The following is a 24,333-nucleotide window of genomic DNA, read 5'->3' as shown; positions in this document are numbered from 1 at the left end:
CAGTGCACCCTATGGTCGCAACCTAAGATGATGGCGGTACCTTCCTTCTGCGATAAGCGAATACCTTTGGGATGAGCATCGTTTACCATCTGGAATCTGCGTTCTCCAAATTACGGAGCTAAACCACCTCCTGCGACCGGCAGAGGGCTTGTTTTGATGACACGGCGAGGCTCTTTTTCAAAAGCCACCTGACGGGTTTATCTCGTAAAGCCAGCACGGTAACCGGGTTCCATGAGCAGGCCGATACACCCAACTGACAGAGCCAGGCTTTGCCAACCTACAACGCATCGCTAAGGCGCCGAGGTTCGCTAACGATCTGGTTCGAACCCGAGACGACCTGGGAGGCTGCCCCCACTGGTAGGCGTGGCAGCACCTGATCCTCCCCCACTGAAGTGGTCCGCCGTTATGTTTAGGAAAACGGAGGATCAGAATGGCTACGAAGAGACACAAGCCGGAAGAGATTGTCACGAAGCTGCGGCAGGTTGAAGTGCTTGTCGGGCAAGGCATGGCGCGGGCGGATGCGATCCGCGAGGTTCGCATTACTGAGCAGACCTATTATCGCTGGCGCAAGAAATACGGCGGTATGGGAACCGACCAACTCAGGGAACTGAAGCGCCTCCAGAAAGAGAACGAACGGTTGAGAAAAGCCGTCTCGGATCTGACTTTGGACAAGCTGATCCTGGCGGAGGCGGCAAAGGGAAACTTTTGAGCCCCGCTCGCCGCCGTGCCTGCATCGATCACGTTCGCACCCGGTTCCATCTGTCCGAGAGACGCGCCTGCCGTGTCTTGGGTCAGCACCGATCCACGCAGAGGAAGGTGCCGCATGGCCGTGCCGATGAGGAGCGTCTGGTCGCGGACATGGTCGAACTGGCGCGGCAGTATGGCCGTTACGGCTATCGTCGGATCGCGGCTTTGCTGAGAGATGCGGGCTGGGAGGTGAACGACAAGCGGGTCGAGCGCCTATGGCGACGAGAGGGGCTGAAAGTGCCAATGAAGCAACCGAAGAAGGGACGGCTCTGGCTTTATGACGGATCCTGTGTCCGGCTGCGCCCTGAGTATCGCAACCACGTCTGGAGCTATGACTTTGTCCACTGCCGGACGGAGGACGGAAAGGTCTTCCGGACGCTCAACATCTTGGACGAGCACAGTCGGGAATGCTTGGCGATCAAGGTGAAGCGCAAGCTGAACTCGGGTGACGTGATCGATGCCTTGAGCGACCTGTTCATCATGCGGGGTGTGCCGGATTACATCCGGTCTGACAACGGCCCGGAGTTCGTGGCTCAGGCCGTTCAAGATTGGATCAGGGCCGTCGGCGCCAAGACCGCCTACATCGCGCCCGGGTCACCTTGGGAGAACGGCTACTGCGAAAGCCTCAATGCCAGGTTCCGCGATGAACTGCTCAACGGAGAAGTCTTCTACAGCCTTCGGGAAGCGGAAATCCTGATCGAACAATGGAGGAAACACTACAATACCAAACGACCACATAGTGCCTTGGGCTATCGCCCTCCCGCCCCGGAAACCATCATCCCGATGGACCCGAGACCGGTCATGCACTAACAATCAAAACGGACCACTCAGGTGGGGCTGATCAGTGGAGCGCGCCACTCCTGCGGGATGTCATGCCCCTTGAGGGGCGATACCATGTGCGAGTGTTTTCTTCGCAATTGAGCCATAAACACTCTTGCACGCTCCCGACACTATGAGTAAACACCGGCTCAGACAGAGCGTGGCCCGTTCGTCTATCGGTTAGGACGCCAGGTTTTCAACCTGGAAAGAGGGGTTCGATTCCCCTACGGGCTGCCACCTCCCCTTCAGAAAACAACACAACGCGCGGTTTTCTCAGTCGGGTGTTGTTTCATGTCGAGGACAGGCGCCTGATTGCGCTGGCTATTCTGTCCAAATGGATTTCCTCATCAACACCGCCGGCCTTCTTGGCTTCCTTGGGCATTCCATAAACCACGCAACTCTCCTCGTTCTGGCCTATCGTCCGCGCACCCGCCTGCCGCATCTCCAGCAGTCCCTTGGCCCCATCATCCCCCATGCCCGTCATGATAACACCCACAGCATTCTTTCCGGCATAGCGCGCGACGGACCGAAACATCACATCGACGGACGGGCGATGGCGCGAGACCAAAGGACCATCCTTGACCTCCACACTGTAGTGGGCCCCGCTGCGCGATAGCAGTGTATGGCGATTTCCGGGCGCGATCAGGACATGGCCGCGCAACATGCGATCACCCGAACGGGCCTCCCGCACGGTCACATCGCATGTAGCGTCAAGACGACGGGCAAAGGCACCGGTGAAGGTCTCGGGCATATGCTGAACAATGAGGATCGGTGGGCAATCCATAGGCAAACCCTCCAGCACGATACGCAAAGCCTCGGTGCCCCCTGTGGACGCACCAATTGCGATTACCTTTTCCGTAGTACGCGCCATCGCCTTGCTAGGGGGAGCCAGCATGACATCAGCGTTGAGTTTTTCCTGCACCTTCGGACGACGAACGATCTGCAGCTTGGCCTGCGCCGCTGCCTTGACCGTATCGCGCAGGGTCATGCAGGCCTCCTCAAAGAACTCTTTGATCCCAAGTTCTGGCTTCAGCACGATGTCGACTGCCCCGGCATCAAGCGCCTCTGACAGGGTTTCCGACCGGTCCGTTACCAGGGTGGAACAGATCACCACAGGGATCGGCTTCTGCGCCATGAGGCGCCGCAGGAAAGTAATGCCGTCCATGCGTGGCATCTCGACGTCCAAGGTGATGACATCCGGAACCTGCTGCCGGATCCTTTCCGCCGCCACAAACGGATCCGAGGCAACCGCCATGACCTCAAGATCCGGATCGCCGTCGAGTATTTTCTGCATGGTCTGCCTGACGACAGCACTGTCGTCGATAATCAGAACTTTCCATGGGCCGCTTTTTTTCTCAACTGCCATCACGTCAGACCTTCTCGTAAATGGACGGCCGGATCATGCGCAAATAGGGCCTTGGCGAGACAACTTCGGCGTGGCCCGTCATCAATATGCCCCCTTGTCGCATGCGGTCGATGACACCGTTCAAAGCCCGCTGCTGCACCTCTTCGGAAAAGTAGATCAGCACATTGCGCAGGAACACCACGTCAGCTGCGCAATCCTGAAATCCGGACAAGTTGCTGAGGTTTGCCCACTTAAACTCCGCATGTTGCCGCAACTCGGGCACGATCCGGTAATAGGGACGTTTTTCGAGATCCGTTGCCGTGGTTGAGCGCATCAAATAGCGACATCGATGGGCATCACCAAGACCGTCAATCTCGATTTCTTTGTAGGTGGCACCAGCTGCCTTTTTCAGGACGGGCCGCGAGATATCCGTGCCGATCAACTGGTACTTGCGCAATCCGCCCCGCGCACGTGCAGCATCCTCAAGGATCATGGCCGCCGACCAGAGTTCCGCGCCGGTCGAGCAGGCCGCACTCCACACCACCAAAGGGCGTTCGAACCCGGCTCCTGAAGCGCTTAATCGTTGCAGCCCCTCCTTTTGCAGCCATTCATACTGGTGGCATTCGCGAAAGAAACTGGTCGTATGGGTCGTAAGCGCCTCGGTCAGGCATCTGGTTTCGTTGCCGGTCCCATCGGACTCCAGCAACGACATGTAGTCGTCAAAATTATCCATTCCGAGCATACGCAAACGCCGAGACACCCGTAGTTGAAAAAAATCCTGATTGCGCGGATCGATCTGGACCCCGGCGAATGCAAACGCCCGTTCAGCCAGAAAGCGACACTCTTGAGCAGACAACTTCAAGGGCGGGGCCACCATTTTCATGTCGAATATCCAGTCTTATCCGATACTGAGAACCAAGGATCTGCGACGTCCAGCCTTGCCACAGAACCGCAGATCAGCCGAAATCAAACTCACTTTTGTCATCCGAGATGATCAGGAACCGCTCAACCTCAAGGATCAGCGCCAGGCCATCTCCGGATCGTATCATCCCAGTGACACCTTCGCCTTGCCAATCCGCTCCGACTTGTGCGACCGGTTCCACATCTTCATCTGCAACCTCGCGCACCCGCAGAACCTGATCCGCAATCACACCGATGGAAACCGCCTCGGACCCATCGCCCACCTCAAAGACCACAATCCTTGCGTCTTCAGCCGGTTCTGCGGTCATCCCAAGCCGGGATGCCAGATCCACGATGGCGATCCCCTGTTGTCTAAGATCAATCACCCCAACGACATCCGGCGGTGCCTTGGGCAGCGGAAGCATCTCACAGACGACCAGAACTTCTCTCACCGAACGGACATCCACTGCAAAGATGCGCTCCCCCAGCTTGAACATCAGGTATGTGGCAGAGGAGGCCTCCTCCTCTCCTTCACCCTGCCAGCCCCGACTGTCCGCCACGATTTCCCCGCGCAGTGCTTCATTCCGCATCAGAGTTCCCCTTCCACTCTCAGGACGCAGCCTGATGCCGTTCGAACTCTGCATCTGAAAGCTCTTCCGGGCCCAGATCCAGGGCAAAGCCGCCCTCTTCGGCTGGTGCGCGTTCCGGCTGTGGACTTGTCATCGCAGGCCGCGGCGACGAAGGCGGCACGGCGGCGGCCTGAGATCGTGGCTGCAACCCTCTGGTAGCGGCGTCGGCCACGGTCTTTCCAAGATCGAAATAGGAAATCAAGCCACGCAGTTGATCGGATTGGGTCGCAAGAGATTGCGATACAGAAGCCGCCTCTGTGGCTGATGCCGCATTTTGCTGGATCACCGCATCCAGTTCGCGGATGGCAAGGTTGATTTGGTCAGCGCCAACATTCTGCTCACGCGTGGCGGCCGAAATCTCCTGCACCAGGTCCGAAGTGCGCTGGATGCTGGGCAGCAACGACTGCAGCATCTCCCCAGCCCGTTCGCTTACCGATACCGTCTGGCCCGAAAGCTCACCAATCTCTGCGGCGGCCTGCTGGCTGCGTTCCGCAAGTTTGCGCACCTCCGAGGCCACAACCGCAAAGCCTTTGCCGTGGCTTCCTGCCCGGGCCGCTTCGACCGCAGCATTGAGGGCCAGAAGGTCGGTCTGGCGGGCGATTTCCTGGATGATATTGATCTTTTCCGCGATCGTTTTCATGGCGGAAACGGCTTCTGCAACTGCTGCACCACTTTCTGCAGCATCCTTGGACGACTGAACCGCAATCTTTTCGGTCTGAGCCGCGTTGTCCGCAGTTTGGCGGATATTGCCGGTCATCTGCTCCATTGCAGCGCTTGCTTCCTCTGCAGCGGCGGCCTGCTCGGTCGAACCCTGGCTCAGCTGTTCGGCAGTTGCACTCATGGCAAGGCTGCTGTCAGCCACCGCAGCAGAGCTGACCGTCGCGCCCTCCATCACCTCACGCAGCTTGTCGATCATCTTTTCCAAGGCAATGCCGAGCCCGTCATAGTCAGAGCGGCGCGCAACCTTCACGGTCAGGTCCCCATCTGAGATCCGCTCTGCAGCAGTCGCCATTTCGCCGAGCGCATCGTTCATCTTCTTCATTTCGTTCATCAGATTGCCGATTTCGTCACGCGACGTATGAGAAGTGTCTACGCGGCGATCTCCGGCCGCAACTTTTCGCACCAAGGTGATGGCCCTGTCGAGGCCCCGCCCGATCGAAACCGACAGCACAATCGCCGCAGTCAAGCCCACCACTATGGCAATTGCAGCAACGGTCAGAAGCGTATTGCGCGCGGTTGTATAGTGTTCGGCAGAAAGCAGAGTTTCCTGCTGCATCGCATCGAGATTGTGCTGGGCAATGTCCGCCAAGGCTGCCTTGGAAGAGGCGATCAAGGTCATGACAGGCCCTGAAAACAGCTCTGCAGCCCGTCCCGTGGAGTTCGACAGCATCAGCGAAGTGGCTTCGTCGGACGTACCTTCAAACTGCATCAGCGCCTCGACCGCATCCGCAACAGCTGCAGGATCCGCTTGCCGGTTGGTGCGCTGGAACGCCTCCAATGCCGATGCAGCCTTTGCCAGTTGCGTCTTGACCGCTTCAACATGGGCTTCCCGGCGGGTGATGTCATGCGCCAGAAGCGCAGAGAGTTCAGCTACTCTTGCCGCAGCCGCAGCATCCCGCACGACAGTCAAACCACTGAGTCCTCTGGCCGGCTCCGCAGTGGGTGTGCCCCCAGGGAAAGATCGGCTGGTTTCAAGTCGGTCCAGCGCGGCCAGGAAACGCAAATATGCCTCTTGTCCCTCACCTTGTGAGATTGTCATGGCACGCCCCTCATTGTCGGCATGCAGCAGGTCAGAGATTTCCGCTTCCAACTCAACATAGCGCTCCAAAGCGGTATCCAGCGCCCCAAGTTGGGCACGCACCTGATCATCGGAGGTTTCCTGCAATGCGACGCGTTGCGCCCGAAGGCTTTCCAATTTATCTTTGATCTTGCGGTCCAACGCATCCAGTTCTGCGGCGCTACGCAAAATAAGCATCTCGGCTTGGGCAGCTTCGATCTCGATGAACGTTGCCTCCATTTCTGCGGCGATGAGAGCATTCTTGGAAGTCACGTTGACCAAGTGTTCCAGGTCTGAATGTGATCCGGCCAGACGGGTAATCGATACCCAGGCCAAGCCACCCATCAGGATCAGAACGGTGGCAAAGGCACCGATCAATTTTCGTTTGATAGTCAATTGCATGCCAAAGTCTCCAGATGTCAGGCAGCCGCAAAACGATCAGCAGGCGGCGCGAAGGTTGTTTCAGTTTCAAGAAGGATCACCAACTCCTGGCCGTGGCGGATGACACCGCGCAGGCAGTCCTGAGGCCAGGCAGCACCCAAGGGCGGAACCGGCTCAAGCGAGGAGGGATCATATTCAATAACCTGTTCGACACTGTCAGCGTGAAAGGCCAGTTTGTGAGGGACGCCATCGATCACATTCTCAAAGACGATCATGCGGCCGCTCAGATCCTTTTCAGAGTGTGGCAGTCCCAGCCGGTGCCTGATGTCGATCACCGGAACCACAGCGCCACGCACATTGATCAGGCCTGGCGCAAAGGGGCCGGAATTGGGCACCGGAGCCCACGGCTGGGCATCCAGGATCTCGTGCACCCAGCTGACCGAGAGCGCAAATGCCTCCCCGCCCAGGCGAAAGATCAGCAGAAGACCAGAGCTTGTGATGTCCATGTTTTCGTCTTTCATATCCACCTCTCAAGCTGCCTTCCGCGGCCCCTGCCCCCTGCGCGTCTCAGCCCAGCGGATCAGTGTCACGACATCGATGATCAATGCCACCCGGCCATCGCCGAGAATGGTCGCCCCTCCGAGCCCCGGAATGTCGCGGTGGTAAATACTCAGCCCTTTGATGACTGTCTGGCTTTGGCCAAGGATGTCGTCCACAACGAGACCGGCCCGCACCCCGTCGACGCGCACGACAACGACACGGCGCCCCGCTTCGGGACGCGCCTGCTGGCCAAACAGCTCTTCCAGCTCAAGGTAAGGTACGGTTTCATCCCGGATCTGCAGGAGAGAGCGGCCACTCTCCCGCAAGTTTTCTGCCTCGTCCATTTCGACGCATTCCTCGACGGCAGAAAGTGGAATTACATAGACAGAGTCGCCCAACCGAACCCGAAGCCCGTCAATGATTGCCATCGTTACGGGCAATCGCAGCGTGATCCTTGTCCCCTGACCGGCTCTGGACAGGACAGTTATGCTGCCGCCGAGAGCATCAATGGTCGTCTTCACGGCATCCATGCCAACCCCGCGCCCCGACACCGCAGAAACGATCTTGGCGGTTGAAAAGCCCGGTTCAAAAATCAGTTGATGCAGGTCCTGAACGCTAAGCTCCGCGTTCGCATCGATCAATTCACGCTCAACAGCCCTGGCACGGATCGCCTCTGCGTCCAGGCCTTTTCCATTGTCCTCTATCGAAACCAGAATCTCTCCACCTTCCTGGCAGGCCGAGAGCCACACCGTGCCTTGGGCGGGTTTGCCCAGCTCCGTCCTTTCCTGCGCAGTTTCAAGCCCGTGATCGATGGAGTTGCGGATCATGTGCACCAAGGGCTCGCTGATCCGGTCAATCACATTCTTGTCGATCTCCGTTTCCCCGCCTTCAGTCAAAAGGCGCACGTCCTTGCCCAGATCGGCCGAGAGATCCCGCACCACGCGCCGAAACTTGCCGAAAACACTTTCGACCGGAAGCATTCGGATCGAAAGCGTCGCATCACGAAGCCCCATCACCAGGCGCTGCATGTCTTCCACCACGGTTTCCAGTGTCGGGCTCCCCATTTCTTCGGAGACCGCCTCCAGCCGGGCCTGGGCGATAACGAGTTCTCCCAATGCGTCCATCATGTCGTCCAGCCGCGACGACGTGACACGAATACTTTCGGACTTTGCCATGGCTGTTGCCTTTGGCGTTGCAACAGACCGGGCAGCAGGATCCGTTTTCTCAGACGAAACTGCGGGTGCAGGTGAAGCGGCATCGACGCTCGGGGTATTGGCCGTCTCTGCCAATGGCGTCTCGCAACCAAGCTCCTCAACGGACAGATCCGCATCATCGGCGAAGATAAAGACGTCCTCGATCGCTTCGCGCCCCTCAGAGGTCTCCACTTCCAACACCCAGCCGATCAGAGCATCCGTTGGGTCCAGATCCGTCAATCGCGGCACAGCCGAAACGTCCAGCTCAACCGAGGTCGAGCCCAGATCCTCAAGTTCACGCAACAAAAGGTCGGGCCGCATGCCATTGCGCAAGGCATCAACCGCCGGACGGAACCTTACCCGAAATCTAGTCCTGCCAGCCTGTTCCGCCTGACTTGGGGTGCTCTGCACCGGCTCCGTGCCAGTTGCACCTTTAGTTTCCGCCTCGTTTTCGTGCTGACCGGTGAGACCGGTGAGTTGGCTAACGATGCGCATGACATCTTCGGACTCCAACAGAGCTTCGGCTTCGGGACCATCGCCACCGAGATCCAGGAAGGATATCATCAGATCACGAGCCGACAGCGACAGGTCAATTAGATTGCGCTCAACCTCTAGCTGCCCATCTCTAACCAGGTCATAGGCGTTCTCGAAATGGTGGGTGAAGCGTGACAGGGCTGTGTAGCCAAACATGCTTCCCGACCCTTTGACCGTATGCAAGGCACGAAAGATCTCATCGATCCTGGCCGCGCTCACTTCATCTTCAAGCTCAAGGAATAACGTCTCAAGCTCGGCCAGAAGCTCACGCGCTTCAAGAACAAATGCTTCGGTCGCCTGTTCGATCATGATTCAACCCAACAGTTTTTTTGTCACTGCGATCAGCTTTTGGGTATCAAACGGCTTGTTGATCCAACCCGTTGCGCCGGCAGCCTTTCCCTTGGCTTTCATGTCCGGGGAGGATTCGGTTGTCAGCATTACGATTGGAACACCCGCTCCAGCTGCATCCCGCCTCGCATTGGAAATAAAATCAATACCATTCATGACGGGCATGTTGAGATCTGTAATAACAAGATCCGGACGCTCGGAGCGCAGTTTCTGCAACCCATCCGCCCCATTTTCTGCTGCCACCACTCTGAATCCTTGCGGCTCCAGCGTGAAACAAACCATGTCACGCACCGCCTTGCTGTCGTCAATAGTGAGAATTGTTTTGGTCATCTCCCCGACCTTCCTTTTTCAGAATTGCTTCGCTCCATTAACTCGGATGCGATAGGTCCCAGCTCAAATGGAATTCCACGTTCTCGCAGCTCACGCTCACCAGAAAATAAAAGCTGAATCGCAACCTGCGTTGCCGCTGCACTCTCAATCTCCAAGCGGAAAGTCGTTCTTCCACCACCGCCAATTGCCGCCAACAGCGCGGATTGAGCTGCCTTGGCAGAAATTGGACTTAAGTCATGAGATAAAACAAACTCCGAACCTTGATGCATGACACTCCCCGCCTGAACGGATTTGACAACGGAACTGGATGCGGCAAAGAATGCAGTGTCATTATGAAATTTCAATTAATGGAAAAAATACTCGATATTAAAAACTAAACGATTATCTTCACTCTGATTTTAGAAATCTATGGAACAATTTTGAAAGCGCATATCTGTATCGATAAAGCAAAGCAAAATCATGCAACCCGCTCAAAAAACAGACATAAAAATACTACAACCTGAGGCCCCTCTCATTGGCCTTTCGGGCAAAGCTGAAACACTGTCCACGGACGGTACTGGGGCTTTCTCCCGTTTGATAGACTGCCTATCGGAAGTACGTGAGCTTCAAAGCAAAGCCATTGCGGATCTCGACAGCTTTGCAAATCTGGCTGCAGCAGACCCCGGCAACAGCAGCGATCCACTGCAGTGTTTGCTTGCCAGCATCCAGGCCATGCACGCTGCACTTAAAGACTTTTGTGAACGCCACAGTGATTTGGACGCTCGCAACAGCCAAAGCGAGGTGGAGCGGCTGCTTTCAGACATAAACCGGCACAGTCAGACGCTTTCAGTGGTTGCCACTCTGACCAAGACAACCGCCGCTTCGTACGGCACTTCTGCTTTCGTCGAATATGTAGATGATCTCAGCAAGATCGCTCTGGTGATCCGGGAAGCCTCCGAAGCCGTCTTGTCGACGCTGAAAAATCTGGCTGAACGCGAAGCCGCAAGCCTTGCCAGTTGCACCTCGGCGCAGGACCGACTCAGCCAACTGCTTCAGGTCGCTCGGCAAAGGGCAGAACAGATCAATGCCCTCCAGCAGAAAGAGCGAATCGCAGCTGAAGGGATTACCGATACATCGCGCGATCTGGTCAGCAGGACCAACCAGCACATGAACGTTTTTGTGACAGCCGCGCAGTTCTCCGACAGGCTTGCGCAACGACTTGATCATCTTGCGGCCATTCTGAACCGGAAGGGATGCAATCTAGAAGCCCTGGCCGCCGCTCAGGCACGCAGCCTTTCAAAGGATGTGACGACCGTCGCACAAGAAGTCTCCGATACGATGCAGGCTCTGTTGCAGATCTGGCGGGAAGGCACAGCAATCTATTCTGGCGGCACCATTGCGGACTCGATCGAACAGAGCCTCGACACGCGCAGAAAGACCGCGCAGTCCATTGTATCGCGTTTCTCGGAGATACGAGCAGCGCTGCGCTCCACCTTCAAGGATGCCGAAGCACTGCCGGACATGATCGCGGCCGCCAAAGACAACTTTCAGCGGCTGGAAGACAACACCCGCGCAGTGGCTTACTCGGCGATGAACTCCTCGCTGCTGGCATCCCGGTCCAACAAGGCGCGGCATGCAATGTCAGCCCTGTCGTTCGAGGTACGTGACACAGCGCACAAATGTCTGGCCGCTGTCCAGGCAAGCCAGCGAGAGCTTCAAGCGGTTGCTCACAACTCAGCATTTGGCATCCAGGAACTGATGGATACCGGCACCTCCTTGGAGGAGGCAATCACCCTTTACGAAGGCGAGATAGAGAACGGCCAGCAACGACTGACCCAACTAGACGCCTTGCGGAGCGGAGCAGTCTCCGTGACATCAAAGCTTCTGGAGCAGGTGGAAGCCGCGATACAGTGCATGCGCGACGTGGAGCGGATCTCGGACGAACTGTCCGATATGGCGTCCTTGCTGGACCAAACGGCAAATAACACAGACCCACCACATGAAGTTCTGCTGGAGGTCTGGAATTCCTACAGCATGGATGACGAAAGACACGTCCACGAGGCTCTCTACCCCGGTTTGGCGCAGGTCCCGGGTGAGACAGCCGACACGTCTGATGGCGATGATCTGGACGATGTGTTCTTTTGAGCAAGGCACTTGCCCGCATCACTCTCCAGATTAGGCTGGCCTTTGATCAAGCTGCGCTGAGCAGGGCCAGATGCCCTGTGCGCCGCACAGACAGCTGCCTCATTTGCGTCTCGGCAACACGCAGCAGCCGTTGTTGCTGAGAATGATGCTGACAGGCAGCCATGAACCGGCCCCACAACGCCGTAAGAAGCGCATCACGCGTTAGCAGATAAAACTCATGAGCCAATGACATCGGGTCTTCACGGGAAAGCAGCACACGGCGCGCCTCAATCCACTCCCAATGCGCAGCGGCCGCGTCGTCACCTCTCTCGCCCGAAAGGAAGTCAGCAAAGGCATCTGCCGGGCTGCCACTGACGAGGCGGGTTGCCAGCATCCGTTCGTGAATACCGTTGGCCCCCTCATAGATGGATGTGATCCGCGCGTCCCTGTATGTCTGCTCCAGCCGATATTCGCGCAGATATCCGTAGCCGCCGAGCACCTGCATGCCCTGCTCTGCCCCCCGAATACCGGCTTCGGTGCCGCTCACCTTGGCGAGCGGCGTCAGGAACTCCACCAGATCGGGATTGTCGCCCTTCTCCATGGTGACAAAGGACAGATGCGCGATGGCCCGGGCGCCCAGGGCGGCGGCGTCGATCTCATCCAGCATGCGGCGCACATCCGCGTGGCCATCCAGCGTCACCGGTTGTCCGTCCGCATCGCGTCCCTGCTGACGCTCTGCCGCATAAGATGCCGCTACATCATGGGCGCGGGCCGCATGGGCCACACCCTGCAGAGCGACATCGGCACGGGCGTGGTTCATCATGGTGAACATCGCCATAAGCCCCTGCCCCTCGTCGCCGATCAGCTCTGCCTCGGCGCCGTCAAAGACCAGTTGACAGGTGGGAGAGGCATGCAGGCCCATTTTTTCCTCGATCCGGGTGACGGTAATGCCGTTGCGGCTGCCGTTCGCGCGGGTGCAGGGGCACAGGAACAGCGACAGCCCCTTGATCCCGTTATCGGATGTGCGCGCCAGTACCAGATGCAGGATCTTGTCGCTCATGTCCTGATCGCCGCCGGAGATGAAGATCTTCTCACCGCTGATCTGCCAGCTGTCCCCATCGGGTATCGCGCGGCAGCGCACACGGGACAGGTCCGACCCGGCACCGGGTTCCGTGAGGCACATGGTGGCAAGGGTTTCGCCCGAGGCCAGAGATGGCAGGTAGCGCGCCTTTTGCTCGTCAGTGCCAAACCGCAATAGGGTGCGCGCGGCACCGGGGACCAGTCCGGTGACCATCTGCATCGAATGGTTGGCGCCCGAAAAGATCTCTGACGTGATCGCCAGCATCATCGCGCCCATGCCCTGGCCGCCAAATTCCTCGGGGATGGTGAGGCCCGGCCATCCCTGTTCGGCGTATGATTTATAGAGATCCTTGAACCCTGCGGGCATCGTCACGCGGCCCTCTGTCAGGGTGCAGCCCTCAAGATCGCCCGACTCGTCCAGCGGCGCGATCTCGCCCTCGGCAAAGCTTGCGAAATGCCCCGCAATCTCTGATGCGAACTCCGCATCCCAATCGGGTAGTTCTTTTGCTCCTGCCACATGATTCAGTGTGAAAAGGATGTCCTCGACCGGGGCAACAAATGGCTTCACGGGTTACTCCACAGCATAATAGTCGATTTCCACGGCCGAGGCGCGGCGGATACCGGAACAGACAAACAGCATGTGATTGACCCAGGCATAGCGGTCATCGCCCGTTTCCAACCGCGCAGCGGTACGCATGTAGTAGGTGGTGGGATCCACATCCTCGCCCTTGGCCAGCCGCGCGATCACATCCGCAGGGCCATGGCGGCTGCCAACATTGACGATCTCGATCACCGCGCCGTCCTCGGTTTTCACCGCATAGCGCGTATCAAGATGCGCAGCCCCATCGGCGAATACGGTCTGCCAGTCAGCACCAAGGTTCAGCACCTCGCCGGTCAGATCAGGGCCAAGCGCCTTGCCCCCGATGATCGGTATGATGCGTCGCACGCCCGCACGCCCCTGCCCCAGTTCGATCGGGGCGCCGAGATCCACCCGAAGTCGGAAGGCATGGCGCAGCTTGGGTGCGGGGGTCTCCATCTTACTCGACCCCAAGCAGACGCATGGCGTTGCCCTTGATGATGTCTTCGCGCAGGTGGTCCTTGATGGCGATCTTTTCGAAATCCGCGAGCCAGCGTTCCGGCGTGATCATCGGCCAGTCAGAGCCGAACAACACCTTCTTCTTCAGGATCGAATTGCAGTATTTCACAAGGATTTCAGGGAAATACTTGGGCGACCAGCCCGAGAGGTCGATATAGACGTTGGGCTTGTGCTGCGCCACGGCCAGCGCCTCTTCCTGCCAGGGGAAAGAGGGGTGCGCGAGGATGATCTTCATCTCCGGGAAATCCACCGCCACATCATCCATGTACATCGGGTTGGAATACTTCAGCCGCATCCCGTTGCCGCCAGGCATGCCGCTGCCGACACCGGTCTGACCGGTATGGAACAGAGCAATTCCGCCCTCTTCGGCGATGGCTTCATAGAGGTCATAGGCCATGCGGTCATTGGCATAAAACCCCTGCATGGTGGGGTGGAACTTGAAGCCCTTGATGCCAAAATCCTTCATCAGGCGGCGCGCCTCGCGGGCACCCATCTTGCCCTTGTGCGGGTCGATGCTGGCAAAGGGGATCAGCACGTCATCGTTTTCGGCCGCCAGTTCCGCGACTTCCTCGTTCTTGTAGCGGCGATAGCCGGTCTCGCGCTCGGCATCGACCGGAAAGATCACGGCGGCGATGTTCTGTTTGCGATAGTGGGCAGCGGTTTCCGGCACGGTGGGCGGGTGCTGCCAGGGAGCGCCGAAGTAGTTGGCCATAGTCGCCTGCAGTTCGTCATAGCCGTCATCGGCATGGCAGCCGCAGGGTTCTTCGGCATGGGTGTGAATGTCGATCGCGCGGACCTTGGAAAAATCTACCATTCGTTTGTTCCTGTCAGAGTTTCGCAATGCCGCTGGCGGCGTCGTCGTAAAGACGCTCCAGCAGATTAGCGCGGCGCGTCAGCACCTTGCGGAAGTTGAGGTTGCCCTTGGCGGTGATCTCGGCATCCGTGAGGGAGGGCGGTTCGGCCAGCACAATCGCCCGCGCCACCCGCGTGGAAGAGCCGGAAATACGCCCGGCCCGTTCGTTCAGCCGGTGATGGATCTCGAACAGAAGCTGCGGACAGACCAATGCGCCGCCATCTTCTTCCAGAGTGTAACCGGCCTCCTCGATGGCCTCACGATTGGGGAAGATCATCACGCCTATCTCGTTGCGGTCCTGGCCGGTCACCACGAGATCTGCAGCCAGCGGCGCCAGGGTCGAAAGCATCTCGATGCGAAGACCCGCCGCCCGCACCCAAGTGCCGGTCAGAAGCTTGAAGTCCTCGGAGATGCGCCCGTCAAAGCGCATGCCCTTGTTGATGTCCGCCTTGTCAACGAACACCATGGCATCGCCGGTAATAAAATAACCTTCGTCATCAAAGGCATCGGCGGTCTTCTCGGGGTCCTCGAAGTAGCCCGGCATGACGTTCGGTCCCTTGACGCGCATTTCGCAGCGCATGTCATCGTCCGGAATCAATTTCAGGGTCACACCGGTCATCGGCACGCCCACCACGCCAGAACTTTCGGTCGGTTCCTGCTGGATCATGGTGGCAGGCGCGGTTTCCGTCAGCCCCCAGGAGGAGGTCATCAGCGGCACCTCGCCCTTGATCTCCATCGCCATGGCTTCAAAGCCGGTCCAGACCTCCTGCGGCAGGGAAGCGCCGGCGTAAAAGATCATGTCCAGTTCTTCAAAGAACCGCTGGCGCAGGCTCGCGTCCTTTTTCAGGGCCTCCAGCAGCATGGCAAAGCCCATGGGCACGTTGAACACCAGGCTGCCCGTCACCATCGACAGGTTTTCCACGGTGCGATCGAACAGGCCCTTCACCGGTTTGCCGTCGTCGATGTAGAAACTGCCGCCATTGGCCAGCATCATGTTGAAATTATGCGAGCCACCAAAGACGTGGTTCCAGGGCAGCCAGTCAACGATGCGTGGCGGGCGGGCGCGCAGGAACGGCAGACTGTCGGCCAGCTGGGTCTGGTTCACGCACATCATCCGCTGGGTGGTCAGCACCCCCTTGGGATTGGAGGTCGACCCGCTGGTCATCAGGATCTTGGCAACGGTGTCGGGCGTCACCTTGGCAAAGCCTGCATCCACGTCGACGCCAGCATCGCCTTTCAAGAGATCCGCGAAAGGCGTGACAGTGGCGGCGCCGTTGCGGGTTGCGACGATCTCAACCCCCTCCAGCGCGTCCAGTTTCAGCGCCTCGCCATACTGATCGGCATCCACCACATAGGCCATCTTGGGCCGCACCAGTTCAATGGCGTGCCGCAAGCGACCATGGGCGCCGTGGATCAGCGAATACTGTTCGGCCACTGGCACGGTCGGAACACCGGCATATTGCGCGCCCAGCGACAACAGCCCGTGATCGACGCCGTTGCCCGACATGATTAGGATCGGCGTATCCGCCCCCATGCCCCGCGCCAGCAGGGAGGCCGCAATCGCGCGCACCTGCTGAAGGGTCGCGCTGTAGCTTTCCTCGCGCCAGCCTGCGCCGCTTCGTTCGGCCAGAAAAACCCGATCCGGGGCCTCTGAAGCCCAGTGGTGCAGCCAGTCTCCGGTACGATCGGTGACGGGCCCCAGGTCATAGTCCGAGCGTAAGAGGATCGTGCCATCGGCCCGGTCCTCACGGCTTATCGCATGGGGTAGAAAGGTGGACGTCCGTTTCATCACTTATCCTTTCGCCTGGTGTTTCTGGATGACCTCAAGAGCAGCCACGACCGTCTTGCAGGTCTCTTCGTCCAGCCCATCAAGCATCCGTTTTTCGTGGTCTTTCATCGCCGCAAAGGCTTTTTCATAGAGCTGCCGTCCTGCCAGCGTCACCCGCAGTGCATAGGCGCGTCGATCGGTGGGAACACGGTCCCGCACGATCAGGTCGCGCCGCTCCAGCTCGTCGATGACAATCACCAGATTGGGACGTTCCACATCCATGGCATCGGCCAGCTGCGATTGGCGCAGGCCCGGGTTGTCCACAATCAGCGTCAACGCGGTATAGGTCAGCATGCGCAGCTCGAACGGTTTCAGCGTCTGGGTCAGATCCGCCTGCAGCACGTTGAAGGCGCGCTTCATGTGATAGCCAATAAAGCCGCGCAGGGTGGCGTCGCTGACCTCGGCGGCCTGCGACTGCATATCGCTATCGGACACAGCTTTCTTCATCCCATCACCGGAACTTTGGCGCACGCTTTTCAAGGAAGGCACACAGACCTTCCTCGGCATCGGGCGTGGTTTGCGACAGCGCGGCGGCCAGCGATTCCGTGAACAGCCCATCCGCCTGCGACATGTCGTTGATGCGCGCGATGGACTGGATCATCAGATAGTTGGACAGGGGCGCGTTACGGGCAATCTTTCCGGCCAGCGTCCGCGCCAACTCCATCGCCTCGCCTTCGCCCACCGCATAGTGGGCAAGGCCCAGCGCCACGCCGGTTTCGGCGTCATACTTGCGGCCTGTCAGCATCATCTCAGTCATGCGGTCCGCGCCCAGAAGGCGCCCGACCCGCGCGGTGGCACCACCACCCACAAAGATACCGCGCCGCCCCTCGGGCAGTTGGAAGATGGTCGAAGGCTCAGCAATGCGCACATGGGTCGAGGACGCAAGCTCCAAACCACCACCGATTACTGCCCCGAACATGGCCGAGACGACCGCCAGCCCGCCGAACTGGATCTTCTCCATCACCCCATGCCATTGGCGCGAGTGATAAAGGTTCTCTTCGGCCGAGCGGTGCACATGTTCCGACAGATCCAAACCAGAGCAGAAATGCCCGGCGGTGCCGGTTAGGATGACCACGCGCACATCTTTCGGTGGCGCGGAAAAGAACGCATCCAGCGCCTCCAGCAGCTCTTCGCACATGGCGTTGCGCTTGTCCGGACGGTTCATTGTCAGGGTGGCGATACTGTCTTCGATGTCGATCTTCAGAATGGGGTCGCTCATGGGCGAGGTCCTTTAGCGAGGCGGCAGGCGCACGGCGCCGTCCAACCGGATTGTTGTTCCATTGAGGAATGGATTGGTCACGATCTGCTCGGCCAGAAGCGCGTATTCCTCGGGCGCGCCAAGCCGAGCGGGGAACGGGATATTGGCTGTGATCTTGGCCGAGACTTCTTCGGGCAGGCCTTCCATCATCGGGGTCTGGAACAGGCCCGGCGCAATCGCCACGACACGAATGCCGCTCTGTGCAAACTCGCGTGCCGCAGGCAGGCACATGGAGGCAATCGCACCTTTCGAGGCCGCATAGGCCGCCTGCCCTAGCTGACCGTCCTCATAAGCGACGGATGCGGTGTTGATGATCACGCCACGTTCGCCATCGTCCAACGGCTCAAGCTCGGCCATGCGGCGGGCGGCGTGGCTCATCACGTTGTACGTGCCAAACAGATTCACCCGCAGCGTTTTTTCAAATACATCGAAGGACAGCTTGCCCTCACGCCCGACGATCCGCACCGCCATGCCGACGCCAGCGCAGTTGATCGCAATGCGAGGCGCACTGCCAAGCTGACGTATCGCGCTATCCAAGGCTGCGCCCACGGCGCTCTCGTCGCTTACATCCACGTGCAGCGCGATGCCGCCAATCTCACCTGCGACTGCTGTGGCCCGCTCGATGTCGAAATCCAGAACCGCAACCTTGGCTCCTTTGGCCGCAAGATGCCGTGCCGTCGCCGCACCGAGGCCACTGCCCGCGCCTGTGACCAAAGCCACACGTCCATCGATATCCATGATGCCCTCCCAATTGGATAACGATCATCATCGTTATTCCACATATCTATTTGAAATATAGTTATACGAAGTACCTATATTCTGCCAAGCAAATTTTGCTCAGCACCTAACACATTAAAAACAATGATATCTTCGGATTCACACAGGACATAAGCCAGCAAACCCGAACGCTTTCAGCCAGAGGTTTCGTCCAGAATCTGTGCCAAACGCGTCAACCCTAGATCGACCTCCTGCTCATTCATATGACAGCAACCAAGGACAAGGCCGTTCAAACCATCGGCCTTGACGGCGAAACCAGACAATGGCTGCAGCCCCAAGCCCGCCCCCTTGGCGCGAAGACAGATTTCAGCATCATTGAGCCCCGGCCTCAGGTGGAAAACGATCTGCATGCCGGCCCCCTGGTCCAGCGCATGGCCAAATTCGGCGAACTCTGCCGCAAGACGTGACAAGAGATGCTTACGCCGCTCGGCATAGATACGCCGCATCCGCCGCAAATGCCGATAGAACTCTCCACTGTCGATGAAGGCCGCCAAGGCTTGCTGCGGCATCACACTTGCTCGGGAGCCAACACGGTGCAGCCTGTCCTGCAATGCAGGCAACAACGCCTCGGGCGCAATGAGATAACCGATCCGAAGGCGGTTGGAAAAGGTTTTGGAGAAACTGCCGACATAAACCGTCCGGTTCGATCCCTCGAACCCAGCCATAGCCGGGATGGGGCGGCCTGCGTAGCGGAATTCACTGTCATAATCGTCTTCTATGATCCAGGCCTTTGACTTTTGCGCCCAGTCCAGAAACTCAACCCGCCGCCCTGGCGCCATTGCCCCACCAAGCGGAAACTGATGGGAGGGCGTGAGAACAACAGCCCTCAACTCCGCATCGCCCTGCGGCACGCAGGCACCCGATTCATCAACCCACACAGAGGTGCGCAGCAACCCCTGACCTTCGACGATCCGGCGCAAAGGGATGTACCCAGGGTCTTCAAGCCCGATCGCATGCCCCTTTTGGGCGATGGTGCGCAGGCACAAGTCCAGCGCATCCCCTGCCCCGGCCGTGATGATCACCTGATGCGGCCCGACAGACAGCCCGCGCCAATCAGCCACGTAAGATGCAATGGATCGTCTGAGGTCTGCATTGCCCAGAGCCGATCCCCCATCCAGCAGCGCCTCTGGTGCGTTGCGGCAAATCCGGGCCACGCACTGCCCCCACCGCCGATGAGGAAACAGCCGCATATCCGGCTCACCGCCACTGAACGGCAAAGGGCTGCGGGACATGTCTTCGAATGGCGGCTGAGCACGCGGCTGGCATGCGGCGGCGACTTCGACCTCGCCCATTGCGCAGACGTTATAGCCCGCCCCCTGCCGACCGGAAATGTAGCCCTCTGCCTGCATCTGTTCATAGGCAGTCACCACGGTGGAGCGCGCGACCCCCAGTTCGACGGCAAGACTGCGTGTTGCAGGCAGCCGATACCCTTCTGGAAGCTCTCCGGCCACGATCTGTTGACGCAGCGCAGCGCAGATCTGTTCAAACAATGGTGTTGGCTGATCCCGGTCCAGCGTAAAGGCCAAGGCCGACATGCTTTGCTCATGACGCACTGAGGAGTTCGACATCAACCTGACCTTTTCTTGCAGGTGGAGCCGTTCAGCGGCTCTCCTGAGGCCACCTTAGTCACGGATCGCATTCGTCACAATGAACGCTCAGGCAAGTGTGCCGAGGCTGGGCAGAAGCCGGACGTCCCTGAGATGCCAGCTATATCGACGCCCGTCTCAGATCGACGAAGGTCTCATTGTAGCAGGCTCCGTCCGCGATATCCGTGCGCACCACAGACGGAATGAGCACATTGGCCGTCCGGCCCGTCTTGGAGGAAGACAGCCATGTCCCTTTGGGGCTGTAAGCCACGCCCGGGCGCGTCGCGGTGGAAACCTTCAGGACAAGTGTCACCTGCCCTTGGGCATTCCAAACGGTCACGTCCTCCCCGTCCGTGAGCCCCCGCTCCGCAGCATCTTGAGGGTGCACCTCGATGACCTCAGCCCCGGCAGAAAGAGGATGGTCGCCAAAGGTGGCATTGGTGCGCTTGTCCGAACTTGGGGTGATCAGGACCAGAGGCAGATCCTGTGGCGCAGGAGCATAACGTGGCACACCACAGCCATATCGGTCTTCAAGGGTTTGGCTGAAAAGCTCGATCCGCCCCGAGCCTGTGCGCGGCGCAATTGTCTTGCACATGACAAGCGGAGCGCCATCGCCCGCATTCAGTTCGATCGCAGCGTCAACCGGGATGTCGCTGGGCGCGGTCCCGTTGAATACAGGGCTGGATGCATCGAAGGCCTGATCAATCAGCTCAAGATCGCTGTGCTGGAATTCGTCCTCCAGATATCCGAACCGCGCGGCCAGACGGCGAAAGATCTCGGTGTTGGGCAGGCTTTCCCCGACAGGCGCAATCACCGGCGTGGCCCGCTGCAGGTAGTTCTGTCCATATGCACCATAGATATCATCGTATTCAAAATGGCTGGCCGCAGGCAGGATCACATCGCAGAGCGCCATGGAGTCAGTCATCACCACATCCGAGCCGACAACAAAGATCTCCTCCTGCATCAGGGCTTTGATCATCCCCTCCTGATCCGGGTGTGTCGCAACCGGGTTGTGATTGTAGATCATAGCCGCCGCGACAGGAGGCTCCAGATCCCGGTCAAGCATCTTGGCCGCGACATCCACAATGTTGAAGCACCGGGTTCCGGGACGCATCAAATGTGCCCCCTGCAGGCGATCAGACGTTTTGGGCGCTGCTGCCCCGGATTTGGCCACGATCCCAGCCCCGAGCCGCCCATGTTGGCCGGTCAAGGCATTCAGGGCCATGGCAGCACGCAGCCCTGCCCCGCCAGACCGGGTACGTTCGATCCCGTTGCCAAAAGCGCTTGCCAGATTTCTGGCACCAGCGATCCAATCGACAAGCCGCAACACTCCTTCGACCGGGATGCCGCAGATCTGCGCCACGCGTTCCGGCGTATAGGCGCGCGCCGCGCTCATGTAGTCCTCAAAGCCCAGCGTCCATTCTGCAATGAAATCGGCATCCAAGGCGCCGCGCCGCTCCAACTCGGCCGCAAGGCCCAGACCGAGGACGACATCGGTTCCCGGCCTAAGCTGCAGGTGGAGGTCACATTGTTCGGCCAGCTTGATCCGCTTGGGATCGATCACCACGACACGCGCGCCAGCGGCGCGGGCCTGTTTGAGCACGCGCATGAAATGCAGGTTGGAGACGGTGACGTTGTTGCCCCAGACAAGGATCAGGTCGGAGTGGATGACCTGTTCCGGCGGCATGCCGGGAGCCGCACCGAACAGGCTTTCATAGGCGGCACCACGTACGCCGCCGCACAGGGGGCCTCGATCCAGCAGTGTCGCCCCCATCTTGTAGAAAAACCGACGGTCCATTGATGCCCCTGCCAGTTCCCCATGTGGCCCGGCATAGTTGAGCGGCAACACAGACTGGGGACCATGCTGTTCGATCGCACGAGAAAACCCGTCATGCACGAGATCCAGCGCTTCATCCCAGGAGATTTGGGCATAGCTTCCAGCGCCTCTGGCCCCCGTGCGCTTCAGAGGATGGCGCAACCGTGTCTGGCCATGCACATAGTCCGGGAAGCAGCGCGCAACCTTGTTACAAATGACACCCGCGGTGAACGGGTTCACGTCGGAACCTTTGACATCGACAATTCTGTCTCCGCGCACCTTTATGGTCAGGCTACAGGTATCGGGACAATCGAGCGGGCAAACACTTGGATGTGACATAGTTGGCTGGTGGTCGGTCATGGCGTCCTCTGGCGTCGAGTGTTCACCGACCGGATACACCCTTCAATGGGGCGTAAAAAACGTCCAAAAACACACCAAATGACCAGACCAATTTCCAAAGACCGGATAACCGACCTGGGTTATGTCGCAGCAGGCGAGGCATTTTGCACCCGGCAAAATTCTGACTTGGCAACTGCCGAAGGGCTGTCTCCCAATCTGTGAGGGGCAGTGTTCAGGATCGCCAATTTCGGGCATCTACGTGCATCAATGCTCATGGCTGAAATCGCCGACGATGGGCGCTCAGCATTCAGTTGCCTTGAGCCAGAACGTCTTTTTCCATGCCTTTTTGATAGAAGCAATGCCGCGCTCGGCCAGATCCCTTGGCCGCATAAAGTGCAAGGTCCGACTCGTTCATGATTTGCGCCGCTGTGATCGTACCGTCGTGCCAGACAGAAAGTGTTGTCCCGGCGCTTGCCGAAATCTTGCACTGCTTTCCACCATACGGAATGGGGACCTCAAGTTGTGAGATCAATCGCTCTGCCAAGCCATCAAGCTGCCGCGCATCCCGCAGATCGTTGAAAATGAGAACGAATTCATCACCTCCGACACGGGCAACGGTATCAGACTGCCTTGTACAATCGACCATCACACGCGCCACGTGCTGCAAAACCGCATCCCCCGCAGCATGGCCAAGGGTATCATTGACCTGCTTGAAGTAATCGAGATCGAGGTGCATCAGGGCGAAATCCCGACCGCTGTTGATCAGGCGTTCAAGAATATGGTCCATCGCGCGCCGGTTTTTCAATCCGGTCAGTGTATCGGTGAATGCCTGTTCTTCGGCTGCAATTTTTGCCCCCTGCAGACGCAGGTTAAGCTGGCGGGAGGCCTCCATCGCGGCGGACTTTGCCTCAACAAGATAGAGCATCTCGATCGTCAGATCCGTCGGTGAAAAATCAGCGCTGGTCAAATCATAGTCTCGCACGGCCTCAAGAACCGAGATGCCGAACGACATGTTGATGATGGCGCCCTGGCCTTCGGGCAGCGGGACCAGCACACCTTTCAAACTGGTCTGCGGTGTATCGCGAAAATGCAAATGCAGTTTGGACCCGGCGGTATTCACCAGATCCTCCATCGAACGAACCCGCCTTGGACGGGACAGGTCGAACACTCGAAAGAAGCGCCGCCCTTCCCATTTCAAATCGGGTCGCAGTTTTCTGAGTGTCGGACCAACGCGCACGATACGGCCTCGTGGATCCACGATTGCGTACATGGGACAGATATGGTCCGCGATGGCAGCAAGCTGCTGGCCTGTCATCATAACGAATGCGCCCCCAAATCGAAGCTTCGCCCCTCAGCAAAGTCGCGTTCCACAACAGTGATGGAAATCACTTCCGCTCCATCCCGGACGCCGCTGTAATCCAGAATCACAAGATCGCCATAGTCATCGGCCATGGCGCGCAAGATACCGACCATCACGTTTGCATAGCCGGGCAGACCAGGCTGGCAAACAAGTTCAAACTGTCCCGGTGCTTGCTCCAAAAGCTCCAAACCGGGCAAATGCAAATCCGAAACGGCAAGGCGCGCGCGCCCCGGCAAGTCGTCAAGGGAGTGTAGGAATTCGACGTAGTTCACGCCTCCGAACCGCAGCAAACGGCGTAAGGACTCGACCTGAGGGTTAGAGACAAGAAAGGTGCCCATATCTTCAAGCATCTCTGCCAGCGGACGCTTGATGACCATTTCCATGGCCGAAAGCATTTTGTTGGATTGCTCATCCGTATAGATCAACATGGCCTCGAAATCGCGAAAACCGAGACCTGCCTGATCCATGACTTCGTTCCAACGGTCCCCGCCATAGGTACTGGTCACAAAAGCCTGGATCGCCCTGTTGATCAGACCATGCATCTCTTGGCCCCTTTTCCTACCGTGACTCACTAATGGGGCCTTATTGTTAATAAACGCCCAACATGCATTAAATTCATGCGACCGAGGCGGCATCTCTCACCGCCAGGCCGTTGTTGAGACCAGCACATGCGAATAGTGTATCGCATGTAGAA

Annotated in this window: 21 protein-coding genes, 1 tRNA gene and 1 pseudogene; 4 read left to right on the top strand and 19 right to left on the bottom strand. The window is 58.6% G+C overall.

Annotation, left to right across the window (positions count from 1 at the left end; all coding sequences use genetic code 11):
* Nucleotides 1-231: 231 nt before the first annotated feature.
* The 3 genes and pseudogenes from INS80_RS19325 to INS80_RS12450 all read left to right on the top strand — a co-directional run.
* Nucleotides 232-368: pseudogene (locus INS80_RS19325) on the top strand (IS5/IS1182 family transposase); the annotation flags it as partial.
* A 62-nt stretch (nucleotides 369-430) separates the two neighbouring features.
* A protein-coding gene (locus INS80_RS12455) for an IS3 family transposase (protein WP_192963700.1) occupies nucleotides 431-1,557 on the top strand; the annotation gives its coding sequence in 2 pieces (ribosomal slippage) (nucleotides 431-695 and nucleotides 695-1,557; 1,128 coding nt in all).
* Nucleotides 1,558-1,728: 171 nt separating this feature from the next.
* Nucleotides 1,729-1,803: transfer RNA gene (locus INS80_RS12450), tRNA-Glu, on the top strand.
* 52 nt (nucleotides 1,804-1,855) lie between these two features.
* Here INS80_RS12450 and INS80_RS12445 read toward each other — a convergent pair.
* The 8 genes from INS80_RS12445 to INS80_RS12410 all read right to left on the bottom strand — a co-directional run bounded on the left by INS80_RS12445 (nucleotide 1,856) and on the right by INS80_RS12410 (nucleotide 9,887).
* On the bottom strand, nucleotides 1,856-2,932 hold the full coding sequence (locus tag INS80_RS12445) for a protein-glutamate methylesterase/protein-glutamine glutaminase (protein WP_192965940.1): 1,077 nt from the start codon (nucleotides 2,930-2,932) through the stop codon (nucleotides 1,856-1,858).
* A 4-nt stretch (nucleotides 2,933-2,936) separates the two neighbouring features.
* Nucleotides 2,937-3,794, bottom strand: a complete 858-nt coding sequence (locus INS80_RS12440) for a CheR family methyltransferase (protein ID WP_192965939.1) — start codon at nucleotides 3,792-3,794, stop codon at nucleotides 2,937-2,939.
* A gap of 73 nt (nucleotides 3,795-3,867) precedes the next feature.
* The gene (locus tag INS80_RS12435; protein WP_192965938.1) at nucleotides 3,868-4,401 is read right to left on the bottom strand and encodes a chemotaxis protein CheW; all 534 of its coding nucleotides are present in this window, start codon (nucleotides 4,399-4,401) and stop codon (nucleotides 3,868-3,870) included.
* 19 nt (nucleotides 4,402-4,420) lie between these two features.
* Entirely contained in the window at nucleotides 4,421-6,619 is a 2,199-nt protein-coding gene (locus INS80_RS12430) for a HAMP domain-containing methyl-accepting chemotaxis protein (RefSeq protein ID WP_192965937.1), read from the bottom strand.
* Between the two features lie 17 nt (nucleotides 6,620-6,636).
* Nucleotides 6,637-7,119 (bottom strand): chemotaxis protein CheW, encoded by a 483-nt coding sequence (locus tag INS80_RS12425; RefSeq protein WP_226892614.1) that lies wholly within the window; start codon nucleotides 7,117-7,119, stop codon nucleotides 6,637-6,639.
* A gap of 9 nt (nucleotides 7,120-7,128) precedes the next feature.
* Nucleotides 7,129-9,174, bottom strand: coding sequence for a chemotaxis protein CheA (locus tag INS80_RS12420; protein ID WP_192965935.1), 2,046 nt, complete (start codon nucleotides 9,172-9,174; stop codon nucleotides 7,129-7,131).
* Between the two features lie 3 nt (nucleotides 9,175-9,177).
* Nucleotides 9,178-9,543 (bottom strand): response regulator, encoded by a 366-nt coding sequence (locus INS80_RS12415; protein ID WP_192965934.1) that lies wholly within the window; start codon nucleotides 9,541-9,543, stop codon nucleotides 9,178-9,180.
* Nucleotides 9,540-9,887, bottom strand: a complete 348-nt coding sequence (locus INS80_RS12410; RefSeq protein ID WP_192965933.1) for a hypothetical protein — start codon at nucleotides 9,885-9,887, stop codon at nucleotides 9,540-9,542. The genes INS80_RS12415 and INS80_RS12410 overlap by 4 nt, the downstream gene beginning before the upstream one ends.
* A gap of 367 nt (nucleotides 9,888-10,254) precedes the next feature.
* Between INS80_RS12410 and INS80_RS12405 the strand changes: the two genes are divergently transcribed.
* Complete coding sequence (locus INS80_RS12405) at nucleotides 10,255-11,667, top strand: hypothetical protein (RefSeq protein ID WP_192965932.1); 1,413 nt, start codon at nucleotides 10,255-10,257, stop codon at nucleotides 11,665-11,667.
* Nucleotides 11,668-11,713: 46 nt separating this feature from the next.
* On the opposite strand, the gene INS80_RS12400 is transcribed toward INS80_RS12405, so the two are convergent.
* From INS80_RS12400 to INS80_RS12350, 11 genes are all read right to left on the bottom strand, one after another.
* Nucleotides 11,714-13,294, bottom strand: a complete 1,581-nt coding sequence (locus INS80_RS12400) for an acyl-CoA dehydrogenase family protein (protein WP_192965931.1) — start codon at nucleotides 13,292-13,294, stop codon at nucleotides 11,714-11,716.
* A gap of 3 nt (nucleotides 13,295-13,297) precedes the next feature.
* A complete protein-coding gene (locus tag INS80_RS12395; protein WP_192965930.1) occupies nucleotides 13,298-13,762 on the bottom strand; it encodes a DUF3237 domain-containing protein in 465 nt (154 codons plus the stop codon).
* Between the two features lies 1 nt (nucleotide 13,763).
* Nucleotides 13,764-14,636 carry an amidohydrolase family protein gene (locus tag INS80_RS12390; RefSeq protein ID WP_192965929.1) on the bottom strand — a complete coding sequence of 291 codons (873 nt, stop codon included), beginning with the start codon at nucleotides 14,634-14,636 and terminating at the stop codon, nucleotides 13,764-13,766.
* 13 nt (nucleotides 14,637-14,649) lie between these two features.
* Nucleotides 14,650-16,464 (bottom strand): feruloyl-CoA synthase, encoded by a 1,815-nt coding sequence (locus tag INS80_RS12385; RefSeq protein ID WP_192965928.1) that lies wholly within the window; start codon nucleotides 16,462-16,464, stop codon nucleotides 14,650-14,652.
* Between the two features lie 3 nt (nucleotides 16,465-16,467).
* Nucleotides 16,468-16,950, bottom strand: coding sequence for a MarR family winged helix-turn-helix transcriptional regulator (locus INS80_RS12380; protein ID WP_192965927.1), 483 nt, complete (start codon nucleotides 16,948-16,950; stop codon nucleotides 16,468-16,470).
* 4 nt (nucleotides 16,951-16,954) lie between these two features.
* The gene (locus INS80_RS12375) at nucleotides 16,955-17,722 is read right to left on the bottom strand and encodes a crotonase/enoyl-CoA hydratase family protein (protein WP_192965926.1); all 768 of its coding nucleotides are present in this window, start codon (nucleotides 17,720-17,722) and stop codon (nucleotides 16,955-16,957) included.
* A gap of 12 nt (nucleotides 17,723-17,734) precedes the next feature.
* The gene (locus tag INS80_RS12370; RefSeq protein WP_192965925.1) at nucleotides 17,735-18,499 is read right to left on the bottom strand and encodes an SDR family NAD(P)-dependent oxidoreductase; all 765 of its coding nucleotides are present in this window, start codon (nucleotides 18,497-18,499) and stop codon (nucleotides 17,735-17,737) included.
* Nucleotides 18,500-18,672: 173 nt separating this feature from the next.
* Nucleotides 18,673-20,106 carry a MocR-like pyridoxine biosynthesis transcription factor PdxR gene (gene pdxR, locus INS80_RS12365; protein ID WP_226892613.1) on the bottom strand — a complete coding sequence of 478 codons (1,434 nt, stop codon included), beginning with the start codon at nucleotides 20,104-20,106 and terminating at the stop codon, nucleotides 18,673-18,675.
* A gap of 139 nt (nucleotides 20,107-20,245) precedes the next feature.
* The gene (locus INS80_RS12360) at nucleotides 20,246-22,300 is read right to left on the bottom strand and encodes a molybdopterin-containing oxidoreductase family protein (RefSeq protein ID WP_192965924.1); all 2,055 of its coding nucleotides are present in this window, start codon (nucleotides 22,298-22,300) and stop codon (nucleotides 20,246-20,248) included.
* Nucleotides 22,301-22,586: 286 nt separating this feature from the next.
* Nucleotides 22,587-23,597 carry a GGDEF domain-containing protein gene (locus INS80_RS12355; protein WP_192965923.1) on the bottom strand — a complete coding sequence of 337 codons (1,011 nt, stop codon included), beginning with the start codon at nucleotides 23,595-23,597 and terminating at the stop codon, nucleotides 22,587-22,589.
* A complete protein-coding gene (locus INS80_RS12350; protein WP_192965922.1) occupies nucleotides 23,594-24,181 on the bottom strand; it encodes a heme NO-binding domain-containing protein in 588 nt (195 codons plus the stop codon). The genes INS80_RS12355 and INS80_RS12350 overlap by 4 nt, the downstream gene beginning before the upstream one ends.
* Between the last annotated feature and the right edge of the window lie 152 nt (nucleotides 24,182-24,333).

This window comes from Phycobacter azelaicus, from assembly GCF_014884385.1.
GTDB classification, from domain to species: Bacteria; Pseudomonadota; Alphaproteobacteria; order Rhodobacterales; family Rhodobacteraceae; genus Phycobacter; species Phycobacter azelaicus.
Note: the sequence above shows the minus strand (reverse complement) of the source record. Positions and strands in the feature narration are given on the sequence as shown.

Coding starts and splice junctions, on each gene's coding strand:
- INS80_RS12430 (WP_192965937.1), bottom strand. CDS start 6,619: ATGCAATTGACTATCAAACGAAAATTGATCGGTGCCTTTGCCACCGTT.
- INS80_RS12370 (WP_192965925.1), bottom strand. CDS start 18,499: ATGGATATCGATGGACGTGTGGCTTTGGTCACAGGCGCGGGCAGTGGC.
- INS80_RS12435 (WP_192965938.1), bottom strand. CDS start 4,401: ATGCGGAATGAAGCACTGCGCGGGGAAATCGTGGCGGACAGTCGGGGC.
- INS80_RS12380 (WP_192965927.1), bottom strand. CDS start 16,950: ATGAAGAAAGCTGTGTCCGATAGCGATATGCAGTCGCAGGCCGCCGAG.
- INS80_RS12385 (WP_192965928.1), bottom strand. CDS start 16,464: ATGAAACGGACGTCCACCTTTCTACCCCATGCGATAAGCCGTGAGGAC.
- INS80_RS12360 (WP_192965924.1), bottom strand. CDS start 22,300: ATGACCGACCACCAGCCAACTATGTCACATCCAAGTGTTTGCCCGCTC.
- INS80_RS12440 (WP_192965939.1), bottom strand. CDS start 3,794: ATGAAAATGGTGGCCCCGCCCTTGAAGTTGTCTGCTCAAGAGTGTCGC.
- INS80_RS12445 (WP_192965940.1), bottom strand. CDS start 2,932: ATGGCAGTTGAGAAAAAAAGCGGCCCATGGAAAGTTCTGATTATCGAC.
- INS80_RS12415 (WP_192965934.1), bottom strand. CDS start 9,543: ATGACCAAAACAATTCTCACTATTGACGACAGCAAGGCGGTGCGTGAC.
- pdxR (WP_226892613.1), bottom strand. CDS start 20,106: ATGTCGAACTCCTCAGTGCGTCATGAGCAAAGCATGTCGGCCTTGGCC.
- INS80_RS12350 (WP_192965922.1), bottom strand. CDS start 24,181: ATGCATGGTCTGATCAACAGGGCGATCCAGGCTTTTGTGACCAGTACC.
- INS80_RS12355 (WP_192965923.1), bottom strand. CDS start 23,597: ATGATGACAGGCCAGCAGCTTGCTGCCATCGCGGACCATATCTGTCCC.
- INS80_RS12425 (WP_226892614.1), bottom strand. CDS start 7,119: ATGAAAGACGAAAACATGGACATCACAAGCTCTGGTCTTCTGCTGATC.
- INS80_RS12395 (WP_192965930.1), bottom strand. CDS start 13,762: ATGGAGACCCCCGCACCCAAGCTGCGCCATGCCTTCCGACTTCGGGTG.
- INS80_RS12375 (WP_192965926.1), bottom strand. CDS start 17,722: ATGAGCGACCCCATTCTGAAGATCGACATCGAAGACAGTATCGCCACC.
- INS80_RS12390 (WP_192965929.1), bottom strand. CDS start 14,636: ATGGTAGATTTTTCCAAGGTCCGCGCGATCGACATTCACACCCATGCC.
- INS80_RS12405 (WP_192965932.1), top strand. CDS start 10,255: ATGCACGCTGCACTTAAAGACTTTTGTGAACGCCACAGTGATTTGGAC.
- INS80_RS12420 (WP_192965935.1), bottom strand. CDS start 9,174: ATGATCGAACAGGCGACCGAAGCATTTGTTCTTGAAGCGCGTGAGCTT.